The 17,845-nt window shown below is 47.8% G+C and carries 15 protein-coding genes and 1 riboswitch; of the genes, 7 read left to right on the top strand and 8 right to left on the bottom strand.

Features of this window, described 5'->3' with window-relative positions; translation table 11 throughout:
* Nucleotides 1-263 precede the first annotated feature (263 nt).
* Nucleotides 264-1,418 (top strand): S8 family peptidase, encoded by a 1,155-nt coding sequence (locus tag J2Z28_RS29545; protein WP_036667694.1) that lies wholly within the window; start codon nt 264-266, stop codon nt 1,416-1,418.
* A 290-nt stretch (nt 1,419-1,708) separates the two neighbouring features.
* Here the strand turns inward: J2Z28_RS29545 and argS are convergent, their stop codons facing one another.
* From argS to J2Z28_RS29570, 5 genes are all read right to left on the bottom strand, one after another.
* Nucleotides 1,709-3,388 carry an arginine--tRNA ligase gene (gene argS / locus J2Z28_RS29550; RefSeq protein ID WP_211085576.1) on the bottom strand — a complete coding sequence of 560 codons (1,680 nt, stop codon included), beginning with the start codon at nt 3,386-3,388 and terminating at the stop codon, nt 1,709-1,711.
* Nucleotides 3,385-3,810 (bottom strand): YwiB family protein, encoded by a 426-nt coding sequence (locus J2Z28_RS29555; RefSeq protein ID WP_017691299.1) that lies wholly within the window; start codon nt 3,808-3,810, stop codon nt 3,385-3,387. The genes argS and J2Z28_RS29555 overlap by 4 nt, the downstream gene beginning before the upstream one ends.
* 263 nt (nt 3,811-4,073) lie before the next feature.
* On the bottom strand, nt 4,074-4,343 hold the full coding sequence (locus J2Z28_RS29560) for a DUF6171 family protein (RefSeq protein ID WP_244988609.1): 270 nt from the start codon (nt 4,341-4,343) through the stop codon (nt 4,074-4,076).
* On the bottom strand, nt 4,343-5,824 hold the full coding sequence (locus tag J2Z28_RS29565) for an alpha-N-arabinofuranosidase (protein WP_211085577.1): 1,482 nt from the start codon (nt 5,822-5,824) through the stop codon (nt 4,343-4,345). Before J2Z28_RS29565 ends, J2Z28_RS29560 begins: the two co-directional genes overlap by 1 nt.
* A gap of 218 nt (nt 5,825-6,042) precedes the next feature.
* The gene (locus J2Z28_RS29570; RefSeq protein ID WP_211085578.1) at nt 6,043-7,230 is read right to left on the bottom strand and encodes a WD40/YVTN/BNR-like repeat-containing protein; all 1,188 of its coding nucleotides are present in this window, start codon (nt 7,228-7,230) and stop codon (nt 6,043-6,045) included.
* Between the two features lie 629 nt (nt 7,231-7,859).
* Here J2Z28_RS29570 and J2Z28_RS31590 point away from each other — a divergent pair.
* On the top strand, nt 7,860-7,991 hold the full coding sequence (locus tag J2Z28_RS31590; protein WP_280530872.1) for a hypothetical protein: 132 nt from the start codon (nt 7,860-7,862) through the stop codon (nt 7,989-7,991).
* A gap of 308 nt (nt 7,992-8,299) precedes the next feature.
* Here the strand turns inward: J2Z28_RS31590 and speB are convergent, their stop codons facing one another.
* On the bottom strand, nt 8,300-9,169 hold the full coding sequence (gene speB, locus J2Z28_RS29575) for an agmatinase (RefSeq protein WP_036607280.1): 870 nt from the start codon (nt 9,167-9,169) through the stop codon (nt 8,300-8,302).
* Nucleotides 9,170-9,184: 15 nt separating this feature from the next.
* On the bottom strand, nt 9,185-10,012 hold the full coding sequence (gene speE / locus J2Z28_RS29580) for a polyamine aminopropyltransferase (protein WP_211085579.1): 828 nt from the start codon (nt 10,010-10,012) through the stop codon (nt 9,185-9,187).
* A gap of 334 nt (nt 10,013-10,346) precedes the next feature.
* Here speE and J2Z28_RS29585 point away from each other — a divergent pair, with 334 nt between their 5' ends.
* Nucleotides 10,347-12,425 carry a transglycosylase domain-containing protein gene (locus tag J2Z28_RS29585; protein ID WP_211085580.1) on the top strand — a complete coding sequence of 693 codons (2,079 nt, stop codon included), beginning with the start codon at nt 10,347-10,349 and terminating at the stop codon, nt 12,423-12,425.
* Between the two features lie 198 nt (nt 12,426-12,623).
* On the opposite strand, the gene J2Z28_RS29590 is transcribed toward J2Z28_RS29585, so the two are convergent.
* Nucleotides 12,624-13,127, bottom strand: a complete 504-nt coding sequence (locus tag J2Z28_RS29590; RefSeq protein ID WP_017691308.1) for a YwhD family protein — start codon at nt 13,125-13,127, stop codon at nt 12,624-12,626.
* Between the two features lie 101 nt (nt 13,128-13,228).
* Here J2Z28_RS29590 and J2Z28_RS29595 point away from each other — a divergent pair, with 101 nt between their 5' ends.
* The 4 genes from J2Z28_RS29595 (at nt 13,229) to J2Z28_RS29610 (ending at nt 17,788) form a co-directional block, all read left to right on the top strand.
* Nucleotides 13,229-15,220: a M1 family metallopeptidase gene (locus J2Z28_RS29595; RefSeq protein ID WP_211085581.1), complete on the top strand. Its 1,992-nt coding sequence runs from the start codon at nt 13,229-13,231 to the stop codon at nt 15,218-15,220.
* Nucleotides 15,221-15,230: 10 nt separating this feature from the next.
* On the top strand, nt 15,231-16,073 hold the full coding sequence (locus tag J2Z28_RS29600) for a hypothetical protein (RefSeq protein WP_211085582.1): 843 nt from the start codon (nt 15,231-15,233) through the stop codon (nt 16,071-16,073).
* Nucleotides 16,074-16,327: 254 nt separating this feature from the next.
* Nucleotides 16,328-16,465, top strand: a riboswitch (cyclic di-AMP (ydaO/yuaA leader).
* A 3-nt stretch (nt 16,466-16,468) separates the two neighbouring features.
* Entirely contained in the window at nt 16,469-16,939 is a 471-nt protein-coding gene (locus J2Z28_RS29605; RefSeq protein ID WP_036607285.1) for a C40 family peptidase, read from the top strand.
* A gap of 354 nt (nt 16,940-17,293) precedes the next feature.
* Nucleotides 17,294-17,788 carry a GNAT family N-acetyltransferase gene (locus J2Z28_RS29610; protein ID WP_036607287.1) on the top strand — a complete coding sequence of 165 codons (495 nt, stop codon included), beginning with the start codon at nt 17,294-17,296 and terminating at the stop codon, nt 17,786-17,788.
* The last annotated feature ends 57 nt before the right edge of the window (nt 17,789-17,845 follow it).

Raw genomic sequence — 17,845 nt, forward strand, 5'->3', positions numbered from 1 at the left:
GAATATCCTCTTTTATCAAAGAGACAACTCCATAATAAAAAAGACGGAGTCCCCTCCGCCTTCTGACTGTATACCCTTGGAGGACTACTCCTCACCAGGTTCCCCGCAAGAGCCTTCTAGCTCTCCATCCATCATATGTCCCTGCGCCCGTTTTGACACGAAGAGAATGTGTTTTTGTAAAAAAAGGGCAAGTTCCCCATGCGGCGGGATGAGCGCATTCATAGAATACCTCAGCATGTTCATCCCGAAGGGGGCTGCCCATTATGGACTATACTGGTTTATTGCATCAATTGATTGACGGGATGCGACGCCCTGAACCAGAACAGGGAGGGCGATATTTGATCCGATTTGCCAAACCGCAGCAGTACGAGGCCTGTCTCGTAGAATTGTCCCGAATGCGGAATGAATTCACCGACCTTGGAGCTGTCCGTTCCTCGCGACTAGCTCGTTCCATTATCGCTCCAGTCCAACGCCCGGAGGACCTATACCGCTATGGGGATGAAATTACGATTGAAGAAGACGTTCCCATCTCCCTTCATGCCAACGCACTCCACAGCAAACCAAGCAATGCTCAAGGCATACCCTGGGGAGTGAAGCAGATTCGGGCGCCCAAAGTATGGTCTGTGTCTACCGGACACCGCATTAAAATCGGTGTGATTGATACAGGTGCTGATTATCACCATCCTGATCTTCGTTATTCCCTGGCACGCGGAATCAATCTGTTAAACCGCAGCCTGCTTCCTCATGATGATAACGGACACGGCACCCACATAGCAGGGACTATCGCTGCTGCCAACAGTACCGCAGGCATGATTGGTGTAGCTCCACGCTCCCTGATCTATCCGGTGAAAGCATTTGACCACAACGGATCGGCTTATGTATCCGATATTGTACTTGGCATCGACTGGTGTGTGCGCAACAAGGTCGATATCATCAATATGAGCTTTGGCATGAAAACACGCAGCAAGGCGCTTCTTGACGTTGTCAATCGTGCATACCATGCTGGAATCGTTATTGTTGCTTCGTCAGGAAATGACGGCAAACGCCGCAGTATTGATTACCCTGCACGGTATCCCCAGACCATATCTGTTGGGGCAACCGACAAAAACAGACGTATTGCGTCCTTCAGCAATCGTGGCGCATATGTGGATGTCTATGCACCCGGTGATAAAATCGTCTCTTCCTGGGTACAAGGCAAGCATCACGAGATGAGCGGCACATCCATGGCGACGTCCCATGTGAGTGGCGCTATCGCCTTGCTGCTCTCCAAACATCCGGGGTTATCCCCTAGTGAAATCAAGACACTCGTAAAACGTGCTACGATCCCATTGCGCGCCCGCAAGACCACCACAGCAAAGAGCAAGGTGCGTGGTGGTGAGATTGATGCCCTGAAGCTAATGCAGGAGGGCGGGGAGTGAGCCAGCTCTGTCAGCCGTCAGCAGAACTTGATTGAGGCTTCGTGGCGAAACGCAGTAGCCCGGCCCAGGCAGTACGCACGAGGGAGTATTACGTAGCGGCTGAAACTCTAGGTTACGCCCACTGTGATGTCAGAGCAGGCTAGTGTGCCTTGGATGGGTCAGGCATTTCGTTTTCTTCAACTCCGGGTACACAACAAAAAAGTCTCCATGTACCACGTTGAAGGCACTCAACGTGGACATGGGGACTTTTTGCCTTAGGCAGAGCGGCGGATGTGCCGCTAGCCTGGAATTTACATTTTGTCAGGAGCGGTTACGCCTACCAGACGAAGCGCCGTTGCGATAACGGTACGTACAGCACCGATCAGTGCCAGACGCGCTTGAGTTTGCTGCGTGTCTTCCGTAATGACACGTTCTGCACGGTAGTAGCTGTGGAACAGGGATGCCAGCTCGTATACATAACGGATGATACGATGAGGTGCATATCCTGTTGCCGCTGCCGAGATCTCCTCAGGCAGCTCTCCCATTTTGCGGAGAAGGTCATACTCGTGCTCTGTTGTCAGCTTGGACAGGTCAATCTGTGCCACTGGCAACAGCTCAATACCCTGTTCTTCAGCCTGACGATATACGCTGCATACACGGGCATGCGCATATTGTACGTAGAATACGGGATTCTCATTGGATGTCGAAATGGCAAGGTCCATGTCAAAGTCCAGATGGGAGTCCATGCTGCGCATTGTGAAGAAGTAACGGATGGCATCAATGCCGACTTCATCCATCAGATCTTCCATCGTTACAGCTTTACCTGTACGCTTGGACATCTTCACTTTTTCACCGTTCTGGAACAAGCTCACCATCTGTGCAATCAAGACCACCAGTTTCTCAGGATCATTACCCAGTGCTTGCATCGCGGCTTTCATCCGTGGAATATATCCATGGTGATCGGCACCCCAGATGTTGATCATCGTGTCGTATCCACGAGCATATTTGTCGCGGTGATAAGCAATATCTGGCGTCAGGTAAGTATACGTGCCATCGTTCTTGATCAATACACGTTCTTTATCGTCACCGTACTGCATCGTTTTCAACCAAGTTGCTCCATCTTGCTCATAGATCTCATTGCGGTCACGCAATTCATCAAGTACTCGCAGCACTTCTCCGTTGTCGTACAGAGAAGTTTCGCTGAACCAGATGTCAAAGTTAACACGGAAGCGATTCAAGTCACGTTTGATCTTGTCCAGTTCCTTCTCCAGACCAAAGTCACGGAAATAAGCCGCACGGTCACCCGGATGCATGGACAGCAATTCGTCACCCTTTTCAGCAACAAGCTGCTTGGCGAATCCTTTAATATCTTCACCGTGATAACCGTCTTCAGGCATCTCAGCATCCTGACCCAGCTCTTGCAGATAACGAGCTTCAATGGAACGAGCCAGATTAAACACCTGATTACCTGCATCATTAATGTAGTATTCACGGGTTACATCATATCCTGCGTAGTCAAGGATGTTACATAGTGCATCACCTACAGCTGCTCCACGGGCATGGCCCAGATGCAGGCTGCCTGTCGGGTTGGCACTGACAAACTCCATCTCGACTTTGCGTCCTTCTCCGATGTTAATTCTTCCGTAATCTTCACCCTGCTCCTGCACAAGCGCAAGTACTGGATAAAGGTAACTCTTGTCCAATTTGAAGTTAATGAATCCTGGGCCCGCAATCTCAGCCTTCTCGATTCCGGCTTCAGCCAGATTCAGATTGGCAATGATCTCTTCAGCAATCTGACGCGGATTGCGCTTGGCAATCTTGGTCAGCTGCATGGCAGCATTGGTCGCCAAGTCCCCGTGCGTCTTCTCACGCGGCACTTCCAATGTGATGGCTGGCAATTCGTCCTGCGTAACAATTCCGGCCGTCACAATGGCGTTGCCGATGGCCGTGCTTACCCGTTCGTTAATCGTATCTAGTGGATTACGTGTCATGAAATTGGTTCCTCCTGTATATGCAAACTAATCGCGAAATGTCCGGATTCTTCATCAAAGCGGTAAAAGTCGTAGCTCCACGCTGCGCGTGCGCTCAATCCCTGAATGGAAAGTTCCAGCTTCTGTGTATGCGTGGACAGGGCAAACGACATGTATGGTGATCGGTAGAAACCAGGAAGCTTCCGATTCAATTCAAAAGTCTGCTCCGATTCCACTTCACCATGACGTATAATCTTGATGGATTGTCCGCCCAGCTTCAATGTAGTACGAGTTGTGCCTCCCTCGGGTCCAACCTGCGGTTCTTCATAACGAACATAAAGAACAGACCCTTTTAACACGGCTTCACCCTGCATTTCCTGCAGCACATCTTCACCTTCATAACGGCTGTGCAGCCGGATGTGTACCGGTCGCATGTTCGACATGAATGTTAACCTCCATTATATTCGAGGCGACGCAAAATCAGGCACGGCCGGTGAGAACAGCCCTTCCCGTATTGTTGTGTCGCTATACGCTCATATTCCCGGATAGCTCGCTATCCTACACTCTACTGTATAACTATATCCAGTTCCCTCGCTCAATTCAAATCCAAATTCAGAGTTTTTTCCTCATCAAGCCAAAAAAGAAGAGCCACACCTTTAAAGTGCAACTCTCTTTTGCTTCATTATAATAAGATTCATTCATCCGATCAGGCCCATTGTGATTCATAAGGAAAAGGACATGTCGACTCGCTCAGCTTCGCTCGCACCTGTACGAGACAGCCACAGTGCCGACAAGTTGTGCCATATTGCAATCCCGGACAGGCAGAGCAGATGGATAGCCGCCGCTCATATTCCTCATCCTGTACCGTTGGACGCGAGCGTGAAGCAATCTCAACAAGTCTGGCCATTTTAGCATCGCTAATCTTCACATCATACTGATCATCGCAGCCCTTGCAAGGTTCCTGCCTTTTCATCATTAACCCTCTACAGCGATGACCCCTACCGATGCTGGAGGAAGAACAAAACGCAAGGTGTTATTCTCCAGTGTGAGTCCCTCCCAAGCCATAGGCTGAACATGATTCGGCTGCTCAAAGGTATTGAATGCACCAAAATCAGTATGGTGCAGAATCTGCCCGGTTACTTTATCCGCTTGAGCTGCGTCCAGCTGACACACAACTTCCAACTCATCCGTATGACTCAGATTACAAGCTGTCACATGAATGACCCCATCCTTGTTGCGGGAAGCTGATAAGCTGAGCTGCGGAATGGTCTCTTCTCCGAATGTGTATCCTGGGCTTTCATAATTCAAATCCAATCGCTGTGCATCCATATGAACCTGATACATATCAAATACATGATACGTAGGGGTCAGGAGCATTTTGTCCCCTTCCGTGAGCACAAGCGATTGAAGCACATTGACGATCTGTGCAAGATTCGCCATGTGTACCCGTTTATTATGTTGGTTGAAAATATTCAGGTTCACGCCTGCAAGCACAGCGTCCCGCATCGTATTCTGTTGGTACAGGAACCCTGGATTGGTTCCAGGCTCAACGTTATACCACGTGCCCCATTCGTCCACAATAATGCCGACTCTGCCCTCTGGATCATATTTGTCCATAATCTCGGAGTGCTTCACCAGTAATTCATCCATATGGAGTGTCTTTTTCAAGGTGGTGAACCATTCAGCCTCGCCAAATCCTGTAGCTGCGCCTTTATCATTCCACTCTCCTGTAGGGATGGTGTAATAATGAAGACTGATTCCATCCATAAAGCGAGCAGCCTCCCGCATTAGGACTTCCATCCATTCATAGTTACCTTCGTTGGGTCCGCAAGCGATTTTATAAATCTCGTTCCCGGAATAGTTACGTACATATGTAGCATACCGCCGATATTCATCCGCATAATATTCAGGACGCATATTGCCGCCGCATCCCCAGTTCTCATTTCCCACGCCAAAATACTTCATTTTCCACGGTTCTTCCCTACCATTATTCTTACGCCAGTTCGCCATCGGCGATTCGCCGTCAAACGTGATGTACTCCACCCATTCCTGCATCTCCTGCACTGTACCGCTGCCCAGGTTGCCACTGATATATGGCTCCGTGCCGAGCAACTCACATAATCTCAAGAATTCATGTGTACCAAAGTGATTGTTCTCTTCCACACCGCCCCAGTGTGTATTGATCATACGAGCACGATCACTCTTCGGACCTACACCATCTTTCCAGTGATATTCATCGGCAAAACAACCGCCTGGCCAGCGAAGTACTGGAATATTAAGCTTCTGTAAGGCCGTTAATACATCATTTCGAATCCCATCCGTATTCGGAATAGGTGAATCTTCTCCTACCCACAGCCCCTCATAAATACAACGTCCCAAGTGTTCGGAAAAATGACCATATATATTGCGATTTATTAATCCTTGATCCGAATCCGCCTTTAAAATAACATCAACCATGATTTCAACCTCCATATAATGTATTGTTATCGCTTACAATAACTCGTTTTAGAGTAGGTTTCAACCGTTTTTATTTCTACACAAACAAGCCTCTTCCTGTGTAATTGATTAGGAAGAGGCTTGTTTGTTATAGAAATTCATACAGAGACTTACCAAATTGATTTTTATTCATTTCTAATTTGGATTTGCTCCGTTGTTATTTCAGATTCACAGGCTATTTAATCCTGCTCTGAAGGCAACAACATTTTTTGTGTCCACGTCGTTCCACCATCTGTAGTCTGATAGATCGCAGGAGAGTTATCACTTGTTACTGCGAGCCACCCCGTCTTGGCAGATGGGAACGAGATACGGGAACTGTATCCCGGATCTTTCAGGTCAATATTTTTCCACGTGGAACCTGTATCATAAGAACGTCCAATACCCACTTTGCCAGCTGCGGGTGAACCTGCAGACAGATACGCCGTCTGATTACCAATCAACGCCATGTTGCCGGGATGACCACCTGGGTTGGCTGGTCCGTTTCCTTTGCCCGTACTGTTTGTACCTGGTGCAGGACCTCCCCCTGCTGTGGATTGCGCAAATACTTGGGTCCAGTTCTTGCCTTGATTACCGCTCGCATAGAGGGAGTAGGATTGTTGGGACATGCCTGCATCACCATACAGAAGGGCCCATACTTGCTGGCCATGTGCATACAGATCCGCTCCGCTCCATGTGTCTGAGACAACTCGGAGAGAGGTTGTCCAGTTTTTGCCGCCATCACTCGTTTGCTTCAGATGATATCCCGATCCAGGTACAACCACGACGGCATACCCTTGTTTCTCTGTTGCAAAGGCAGCTGCACGCGTGTTGGCAGGCGTATTCAATTTACTCCAGGTTACCCCGCCATCCTTCGTCTGATATACACCATTATAGGTGTAACCATAACCTACATCTTTATTGCGAAAATCAATTCGCTTGAATTGAATGCCCGGCGTATCGAGCCGCGTCCAGTGCGATCCCCCATCATGGGTACGGATCAGATAGGTTGCAGGTGAATTCTTCACTCGCGCCAGCGCATATCCGTTCACATTATTCGGAAAATCAAGCTGTGTGAATTGCCACTGCCCGGTATATATGGACTGCCACGTACATCCTGCATTCGAGGTACCGATCAGGAAGCCTTCACCCCCAGCTCGTCCAGTCGTATCATTAAGAAAATCAATGTCCGTAAATTGCAGGTGTTGCTCTTCCACACCGCTGCCCTTTTTCAATGTAGCAGATAGTCCATGATCTCCCTTTCCACATGCCTGTGAAGATGCAGCGTTAGCACCTGATAGCGTATGTACCGGACCCATCCCCCAAGCCAGCGTTAACGATAATGCGAGTGCACCAATCCGTTTCCATGTCATTGTACTCTTGGTTGTCATCGTAACACCTCCTTCTATGGTTTTACCCAAATTTGATGGTTCTAACGTAACAATCTGATTAACCCCGATGACAATTTCGCAAGAAAAAAACCACCTTTACCCATGATTGGTATCATGTAGGCAAGGGTGGTTGATTACTAAACGTTGTGTACTCTAAGTTAAATGGGAAATGTCCTGATACCAAGGATAACAAAACTGATACTTAATAAAAGGCATAAACTAAAATATATTTTGTTGTATTTATATTCACGAATACTATATGCAGCAAAAAGCATGGCCAGATCAGCCACCATCAACGTGAAGTTAAGAAATATCGTCACTGCTAATACAAAATTGATGACAAACACTATAAAAACTGCAGTCAGCCACCTGGGATACATACTCAATTGAGTCCGAATCACACGCATTCACATCCACCTTTCCCTTCCTCTATTTCCATATTATACACAAGTATTAAGATAGAGTCATACCAAGGCACGATATCTGCGTAAGAGGAGAGTCCATACTAACACATGAAATAAATGGTAGAGGCAAGGGAACATACGTGCTATAATTGATGTTATGGACTTTTGAGTATCGGTGGATGTTTTCCAGACCACGGCGCAGCTTCCCGAAAGGGGGTGACGTCGATGGTCAAACTTGTGGCGTTGCTTGATGTAATCCGATGGATTGCTGCGATCCTCAGTATTGTACTGAGTGGGCGAAAGCTTTACCGTTGGTTGCGCAAAAAGTTTCGTCGCAAGCGAAAACCCACCTCATAAGGTCGGAAGCCTGACGGTGGGTTTTGCTTGAATAGCATTATTTAGTTCATGCGCGCCGTGGCAATCCACAGCCTTTCGGGTCCTAAGAGTCTTTACCGTTGGCAGCGGTAAAGGCTCTTTTTAGTATATGACCGAACCCGATCACCATATACTTCACGAATGTAATATATCAATTAATATACTACTGAATACTTATGTAGTCAGTATAGCACAGCTCTGTACAAAAGTTAACAATACAAAACGCCCTCCCCTGCGCAAAGTTGAACCCGCGCAGACAGAGAGCGTTATACTTATCGATTATTCTGTGATTATTTCACGAATCCAAGCAGCATTTCACGGATCAGCTTCGCAGCTACAATCTGTGTCTGTTGTGTTGGATCATAGATTGGTGCAACTTCAACCAAGTCACAACCAACTACATTTACATCAGATCCTGCGATCATATGAATGGCTTCCAGCAGTTCCTTGGACGTAATGCCGCCCGCTTCTGCTGTACCTGTTCCTGGTGCTGCTGACGGATCAAGCACATCGATGTCGATGGTCACATACACCGGACGGTTGCCCATCTTCGGAAGAGCTTCCTTCATCGGAGCTGCCACTTCAAATGGATAGAAGTTGATGTTCTCGCGACCATACTGGAACTCCTCACGGGAACCGGAACGGATACCGAACTGATAGATGTTTTTGCCACCCATCAACTCAGCTGCTTTACGCACTGGTGTGGAGTGGGACAATGGCTCGCCTTCATAGTTTTCACGAAGGTCAGCGTGTGCATCAATATGAATCAGAATAAGATCCGGGTATTTCTTGTACATCTGTTGGATGACTGGCCAAGTAACCAGATGCTCGCCACCGAGACCAACTGGGAATTTGTCGTCAGCGAGCAGACTGCCGATGTATTCATGAATTACTTCAAGACTGCGGCCCGCGTTACCGAAAGGCAAGAGCAGGTCTCCAGCGTCAAAGTATGTCATGTCTACAATGCTTTTGTCGAGATATGGGCTGTACTCTTCAAGTCCAACCGATGCCTGACGGATATGAGATGGGCCGAAACGTGAACCCGGACGGAAGCTGACGGTGTAATCCATCGGCATGCCATAGATAACCGCTTTGGAGTTCTCATAATCCTCAGAGCTGCAAATAAATACGTTTCCTGAATAAGCTTGATCCAGTTTCATTAATGATTTCCCCTTTTATTTCGTTAAATCTTCCACGAATTTAGGAAGTACAAATGCTGCTTTGTGCAGACGTGGAGAGTAATACTTGGTATCCATCTCCAGGATTTGAGTCTCATCCACTTCGAGCGGGTCATGTTTCTTGCTACCCATGGTGAATGTCCACAAACCACTTGGATAGGTTGGAATATTACAGCCGTACACATGTACGATCGGGAAGATTTCTTTGACGTCTTTGTTCACCTTCTGGATCAGATCCGCCTTGAACCAAGGGTTGTCCGTTTGGGCAACGAAGATTCCGTCTTCTTTCAATGCTTCGTAGATGCCTTGGTAGAACCCACGCTCAAACAATGGCGCAGCCGGACCTACAGGCTCCGTAGAATCTACGATGATCACATCGTATTCATTTTTATGTTCAATAATATGCATGTAGCCGTCGTTCACGAGCACTTCAACATTAGGCTCGTCCAACTTGCCGGCGATTTCAGGCAAATATTTTTTAGAGTATTCAATAACTTTACCGTCAATTTCGACGAGAACAGCTTTTTCTACAGCAGCATGTTTAATGACTTCACGAATGACTCCGCCATCGCCGCCACCGACAACCAGAACTTTTTTCGGATTCGGGTGAGTGTTCAGCGCAGGGTGTGCCGCCATTTCGTGATATACGAATTCGTCTTTTACAGTCGTCATCACCATGCCATCAAGAAGCAACATGTTACCGAATTCTTCGGTCTCTACCATGGCCAAATCTTGAAAATCCGTTTTCTCTGTAACATAGGTCTGCTTAATCTTCGCGGTGATCCCGAATACCGGGGTCTGTTTCTCCGTAAACCACAATTCCATAATCTCTACCTTCTTTCCGTAAAGTTAATGATCAGCCATACCCGACCAAGTGCTGTGCACTATAATCGGTTCGCCCAAGCACGTCCAGCGTTCGGCGCCATATCGCGTTATCATTGCTGGCCTGCGGGAAAGGTCCGCGGTTCACTTCATTATATAGATAGTATCTTGTGCCGAATCTTACCTTTTCATTACCCTTTTGCATTATACGCGATTGACGTTTATACTGCAAAACGGTTTTTAAGGCGGAAATGCTACATTTTGTTTGCTTATGCACCCGATTGAATATCCCTGCCAATCAAGTCCCATACTGGAAGAAAAGAGAGGAGCCCGTTCCATGACCAAGCCAAATCAAAAGACCCGCAAACGCGGGTTCCGTGTACGAAAATTCATTAAAAACCTGTCTCTGCTCGCCGTGCTCGCTATACTTGCTACCGCTGCAGGATTGGTCTATCTATACGCAACCAGCCTGCCTCTCGCAGACTCTGACCGGAATTCCAGATTACTGGACAGTCAGGGTGAAGTCATCGCTACCTTCTCCGCAGGTGGCAAAGACTCTGTACCCGTTCAACTGGAGGATATCGCTCCAGATCTGGTCCATGCCACTCTGGCTGTAGAGGACCGCAAATTCTATAATCACTACGGGTTCGACGTGCAAGGGATGGGACGGGCTGTGCTCGTTAACCTCGAACATATGCAGATGTCGCAAGGTGCGAGTACATTGACTCAACAGCTGGCGCGTAACCTATATCTATCTCATGAGAAAACATGGACTCGCAAAGCCAAGGAAGCCATGTACACGGCGCAATTGGAGATGAAATACAGCAAGGATGAAATTTTGCAGATGTATCTGAACGAAATCTATTATGGGCATGGTGCGTACGGAATCGAAGCGGCTTCACGAATGTATTTTGGCAAATCAGCCAAACAGCTCGATCTTGCAGAGAGTGCCATGCTGGCAGGAATCCCGAAAGGACCTACCTACTATTCACCCTATAACCATATGAAAAATGCCAAAGACCGACAGAAGATTGTGCTGAATGCTATGGCTGATATCGGCAAGATCACCCAGGCCGAAGCGGATAAGGCCTATGAGAAAATGCTTTCGTTCAAACCGGAAAGTGAGCGTAAAACGGTGGAAAGTGCCCCGTATTTCCGTGACTATATCCGGAATCTGGCCATCAAAGAGCTGGGAATCAGTGAAGCGATGCTGGATCATGGGGGATTGAATATCTACACCACCCTGGATCTGCGTGTGCAAAAAGCTGCTGAAGATGCCATAGCGAAGGGTATGGATGCCAAAAGCGAGCTGGAGACGGCCCTTGTGTCCATAGACCCTCGGACGGGCTACATCAAAGCCATGGTAGGAGGCAAGAATTACCGCACCAATCAGATTAACCATGTACTGGCGACAACGCGCCAGCCAGGTTCGGCGTTTAAACCGATTATGTATCTGGCAGCCCTGGAATCCAAGCAGCTCACCAGTGCATCCATATTTAACAGTGAACCTACCCTTTTTCACTATGACAATGACCGCAAAACCTATAAACCCGGCAACTTTGGAGACAAGTATCTGGGAGAGATTGATCTAAGACAGGCGATCGCCGCTTCAGACAATATCTATGCGGTGAACACCATTATGCAGATCGGTCCTGAGCAGGTTGTGAGTATGGCAAAAAATCTCGGCATTACAAGTAACCTGAGCGCCGTGCCCTCTCTTGCACTGGGAACCTCACCTGTCAGCCCGCTGGAGATGGCGTCGGCCTTTTCCGTCATTGCTGCTGGTGGACAACGGACGCCACCTGTAGCCATTCTGCAAGTGACGGATGCCGCAGGACGTGTACTCTACGAATCGCCGCAGACGAAGGCAGAGACTGTGGTGGAACCTGCGGCAGCTTATGTTCTGACTCGTTTAATGGAAAGTGTCTTCGAAAATGGAGGAACGGGCAACCGCGTGTCTAAGGCGATCAAACGTCCGGTAGCGGGAAAAACGGGAACAACCAATACAGATGCCTGGTTGGTTGGATTCACACCTGAGCTCTCCACCGCAGTATGGGTTGGGTACGACCAAGGCAAAGCCATCTCGACTTCGGATGGCCGCCGGGCGGCTCCGATCTTTGCCCAGTTCACAGAACAGGCACTTGCGAGCGTACCACCCAAAATCTTCACCGTGCCTGATCATGTCGTAAGTGTCTATATTGATCCGGAATCCGGCAAGCTGGCAGGCAACGGTTGTGAAGAGAAACGGCTGGAAGTTTTTATTGATGGTACTGAACCGACAGAGGTATGTCATGGTACGACGGATGATTCGGATTCTGGAGAAGATGAGAAGACCCGTCAGGTACAGAATCAACAAGGCATACAGGAAGAGAAACATTCCTGGTGGGGAGATTTCAAACGTTGGTGGGTAGAATGACGTAAATGCGCAATGACTTAGTTACGTCACCTATAACCCCTGGTTATATTGAACAATTGGAAATTCACTTCGGATGAAAACTCATAATTATTCAGATCGATGAATACGATTAAGGCACAAGCAAAAGACCCCCAACCGAACTTTCCGGTCAAGGGGCCTTTTGCTTTTTTTCTTTTAGACTGTGTTGAAAGATCTGCCTTAGGCGAGTGCTTCCTTCAATACATCTGGAGAAGCATTCCACCAGTCTTCGTTGTGTGAGATTAGCAGTGTCTTAAGTGCAGCTCGAGCTTCAGGTCCAAGCTCATCCAGCATGAAGCGACGCTTCAAGGCATAATCCATGCGATTCACATGTTCCGCCAGCAGTTTCCATCCACGTCTTGCTTCCGTATCAATCCACATCTCACATGCCGTTGCTCCACCATACAGTTGGCCTTCTTCCGTGCGATCGACAGCTACCCATACCAGCCATACCTGGCGTCCGTTGGGCACATCCTCACGATTGGTAGAGAACTTGATATTGCGTTCCACTTTGCTCTTCGCATGCATCGCACCGATATCGATTTTGGCTTCGCCATTATCAATAATGACCGGGGAAAGGTTATTCAGCTCAATGGAGCCTGCACCGAAGCCTTTATGCTTGCTTTTTGCACTAACGATATTCAAGGCAATCTGTTTTTTGCCGTTTTGCTCGTTTTGGTCCATGTTTATAACCTCCAAGGGTTGATACAAATATTTTAACTAATAATTGTCCCATTGCAAACATATACATGCTGTAGATGCTTGTCAACGGGAGGTATTTAACGATGATTCCACGACGCGCCAAGAGCTGGCTCACTGCATCCCTGGCCCTGTGTGTACTTGCCGGAGGGATATGGATCACTCTGGGTTATAATCGCTCAGCTCATTCCGAATTGCCAGTACTCGCCCCCGAATCGGGCAAGCCTAAGGCAATAGCCCCAACGCCAGCACCTCCAGAAAGTGTACAGACCCCTACTGCCGAAGTGTACAGCAACCGTGTTGTGGAATATCACATGGATGTGAAGCTGGTCGAAGGGAATGTACTGGAAGGGACTCAGACGATTACCTGGACACATCCAGGTAAAAAAACCGTCAGCGAGCTTTACTTTCATATGTATCCCAACGCCTTCTCTTCTGCTGACACCACCTTTATGAAGGAATCCGGTGGAAAGCTTCGGGGTGATGTCATGCCTACCAATGGCTACGGCTCCATGAACATTACCGAAATGAAAACGGAGGACGGGCTCTCTCTGCTGCACCGGATGCAGTATGTGCAACCAGATGACGGAAATATTAAGGACACCACCCTCATTAAAGTACGCTTGCCCAAACCCGTCAAAGGCGGGGAAAGCATCACGCTCCACACTCGATTTGAAGTGAATCTGCCGAAGATTTTTGCCCGGATGGGAACTGCTGATCATTTTGTCATGGCAGGTCAATGGTTTCCCAAAATCAGTGCCTATGAACCTGTGGGTAGACGTGGACGAGCAACGGAAGGCTGGAATCTGCACCAGTACCATGGCAATTCAGAGTTTTACGCCGACTTCGGTATATATAGTGTACGTATTCGGGTGCCTGAAACATACAAAGTTGCTGCTACCGGATTTCCGACGCAGCAAGCCGTGGTGAAGAATGGAGAAAAGGTCTATCAATTCTATGCCGATGATGTGCATGACTTCGCCTGGGCAGCCTCACCCGATTTTGTGTACGCCGAGGAACCCTTCTCTGCACCCAATGTGCCTGGTGTACGAATCAAGTTATATCTGGACCCTGCTCATCAGGATCTGAAAGAACGTTACTTCTACGCCGCGAAGGCCGCACTAGCCAATTATAGCAAATGGTTTGGCCCATATCCTTATGCTACCTTATCCATCGTAGTTCCACCCAAAGCGGGGAACGGTGCTGGAGGTATGGAATACCCTACGCTAGTTACGGCCTTTGGAGCCGATGACACTACGCCAGGTTATGACCTGGAACGTACCGTAGTCCACGAGATCGGACACCAGTACTTCTACGGCATGGTTGCCAGCAACGAATTCGAAGAAGCCTGGCTGGATGAGGGATTCACCTCTTATGCTGAAGACAAACTGATGGAGCAGGAATACGGATTGATTCCGAATCTGCCGGTACAATCGGGACTGATTACATCTCCTTCATCCTTAACACAAGAGTCCTGGAAGTTCGATTCACAGGATGAGTATGCAGCCAATGTCTACACACGCGGCAAGCTAGTATTGCTCGGCATTGAACATCAAGTTGGTGCCAAGAAGATGGAGCGTATTCTCTCTACCTATGTGAAGAAGTACCGTTTCAAACATCCCACTTCGGCTGATTTTCAGAAAATTGTGGAACAAGTGACCCGCACTTCCTGGTCTGATTATTTTGATCAATACGTCTATGGTAACGGGATGGCTGACTTTGCTGTAGAGAAGATTCGTATTACGCCCGTACAGAAAGACGGTCAAACATTGTACGAGTCATCCGTGACGATCGCAAAAAAAGGGAGTGATTACAGCGCCGTTCCTGTTCGCATTGCTTTTGAAGACGGGCATATCCTCACCAAGCAATGGAATGGCAAAGAAGATCGCATCACGTATAAATTAACTCACACATCCCCCGTATCCTGGGCCATGACCGATCCCCTGTACACGATCGTGCTGGAGAACCGCCATATGAATAATTTCCTGAAATCCGGACTGGATGAGCCTACGAAATCCCGCTGGAGCATGAGTGTAACCAAACTAATAGAAGCCATATTCGGAGGTCTGTCATGGTGAGGTGGAAACGGTGAAAGCGAAAATACGTGAAGGCTGGTTTCTCGTCCGTCAGCATATGTTCATTGCCGCACTCTTATTTCTTTATCAACTCATTTGGGGATATTTCTTCTATCGAATGGTACAATCAGCGGTCATCCCACTACTCCTTCGCTATCCAGATGCTGATGCCGGTGAGCTGAGTACACTTTTGTTCAAAATGGAAAGTCAACTTAACCTGTCTACCCATCCGGAGGTTCATCGTTATCTATGGATTCTAGGGGGCATGCTGCTGGTTCGCATGTTGATCAGCCCCCTCATTCAGGCAGGACTACTCTACTCACTTCAGCACTTTAATTCTACAGAAGAGCGCATCCCCTTTGTCCGCGGAATCAAAAATCTGTGGAAACCGATGCTGCTGCTCCACACCATACGTACATTATTGATACTTCTGCCTGCCTACTGGCTCATACCGAAGCTTTACTCGATTCTCATGGACGGATTTCATTCCCTTCAATTACTTTTGCCTGGTATACCTTATGTTGCTGCCTGGATTGTATATGGTTGGATCATCCACCATGCCCTGCTCTACATGCAGTTCGGTGTTTCGGCACCAGAAGGAGAAGGTGGCGCTCACGGCACAATCAAAGCGCTCTGGATTGCACTGCGTCATCTCATCACCGTGATCGGCATTGCACTGCTGCTGGGCAGTATTCATCTGCTTATCTTCGGGGCATTCACTTCAGCCTCGTGGTTACTAACAGGACTAACCGGACTTATACTACAACAGACGTATCCACTTGCCAGATGTCTATTGAGCCTGTGGAAAATATGCGCCCATTTCCGGTTATGGCAGTCCAAAACATCCAAAGGTTAGAGCAGATAGTTTAAAAATTGTTACCATCACATGTTAAACTCATGGCCTAAAATGTACTTATAAATAGGCAAACCTCAACCTTTCCCCGTCAAAGGTCGAGGTTTTTTTTGCTAAATTTGTTGCTAAACGTTGCCAAAGCCGTACTCCTCTGTTACAATAATCGCAGTGAGTTTTTAGTAACAACTTTGTAATCTTTACATTCATATTTGTAACTACTTAAAATTAAATCGTCATTTCTTGATTTCGCAGGTGCATAACTAGCATAGCCAAATTCCTGGCACCTGGGAAGCGGGGGAACCAGTTATGGGTGAATTGATCTTGCTACAGAGGGATCATAGGGGACCTTCAACCGAATCCTTAAGCTAACCTCGCAGGCGTTGGAAGGGGAATATCTCTTGTTCAAGAAGAAATTAACCGCAGCTGTACTTAGCATCACATTCGCTTTATCGCTTGGTGCAGGTAGCGCATTCGCAGATTCAAAGATGGACACAGTAATTGATTCAGCAATGGGAACTACATACAAAAGTGGGGGAACAACGCTTAACGGCTTTGACTGCTCCGGATTTACACGGTATGTATTCGACAAATTAGGTATTGATTTGGCACGCCAATCCAGTTCCCAATTCGACATGGGCGATTCCGTGTCCCGCATGGAAATGAGAGCTGGCGATCTGGTGTTCTTTAATACAACAGGTAAAGGCGTATCCCATGTAGGAATCTTTGTAGGGGATGGAAAGTTTGCACACTCCTCTTCTTCCAAAGGCGTTACGATCAGTGCATTGAGTGAAAACTATTGGGCCAATCGTTATGTTGGCGCTAAACGGATTATGAGCACGGACGCATATGAATCACTGGCCCTTGACTAGGGACAAGCTGAGCAACATGATGCTGTAACCATTAAACATACTGGAACGAAGCAAGAAGCATAACAGAACCGCCCGGTACATTCTCCGCAGGAATGTATCCGGCGGTTTTTTTGTGCTTCAATCCTGATTCATGTTGCAAGGTATACTCGGGGCATATCCCGCGACATCAACAGGTTCATTTTGCGTTCGTTCGTCCGTGCCCTTATGATGTTTTTACCCATCCCGTTATAATATAAACGGAATTACCGGAACTTTTGTTTCATTTTTTTTCTCGGGAAGGAAGACTTGCTAAATGAACATCTCTTTTGTAGAGTGGACAAGAGTTCTGTTTCAAGGAAAGGAGCATGCAGGTGTATGAAGGAAACCCCTGTGACGTTTCACGTTGTACCCATGCGAGAAGAACATGCGGAGCTTATCTGCAGTTGGCAGTATGATCCGCCTTACAATATCTACAGCTGGCTCCCCTGGGAGCAGATGAAAGCCCTGGAAGTGGAATTCGGAGATGCACAGTTGCGGCAGGAGCAATATGCCATCGTCCTGGATCAGAACGATCGTATATGTGGGTTTGCTCAATACTTCCCACTTCAAGGGGTAACCCGGATTGGCCTTGGCATGCATCCAGAGCTGTGTGGTCAGGGTCAAGGGACAGCTTTTGTCACTGCCATTGTACAGGAAGCTATTCGCCGAAATCCCACGAATGAAATTGATCTGGAAGTACTCACTTGGAATGCTCGTGCCATTCAAGTCTATCTGAAGAGTGGATTTGTCACCCAGGATACATACGAACGACAGACCCCAAGCGGCTTGAAGCCCTTTCACTGTATGGTTTATGAAGGGCCTCGCGGTTAGAATCCATTGCAAAACAACCAAATTTGCCCCTTGTTATGTGATTAGTTCAAAAAATTC

The organism is Paenibacillus xylanexedens (assembly GCF_017874615.1).
Classification (GTDB): domain Bacteria; phylum Bacillota; class Bacilli; order Paenibacillales; family Paenibacillaceae; genus Paenibacillus; species Paenibacillus xylanexedens.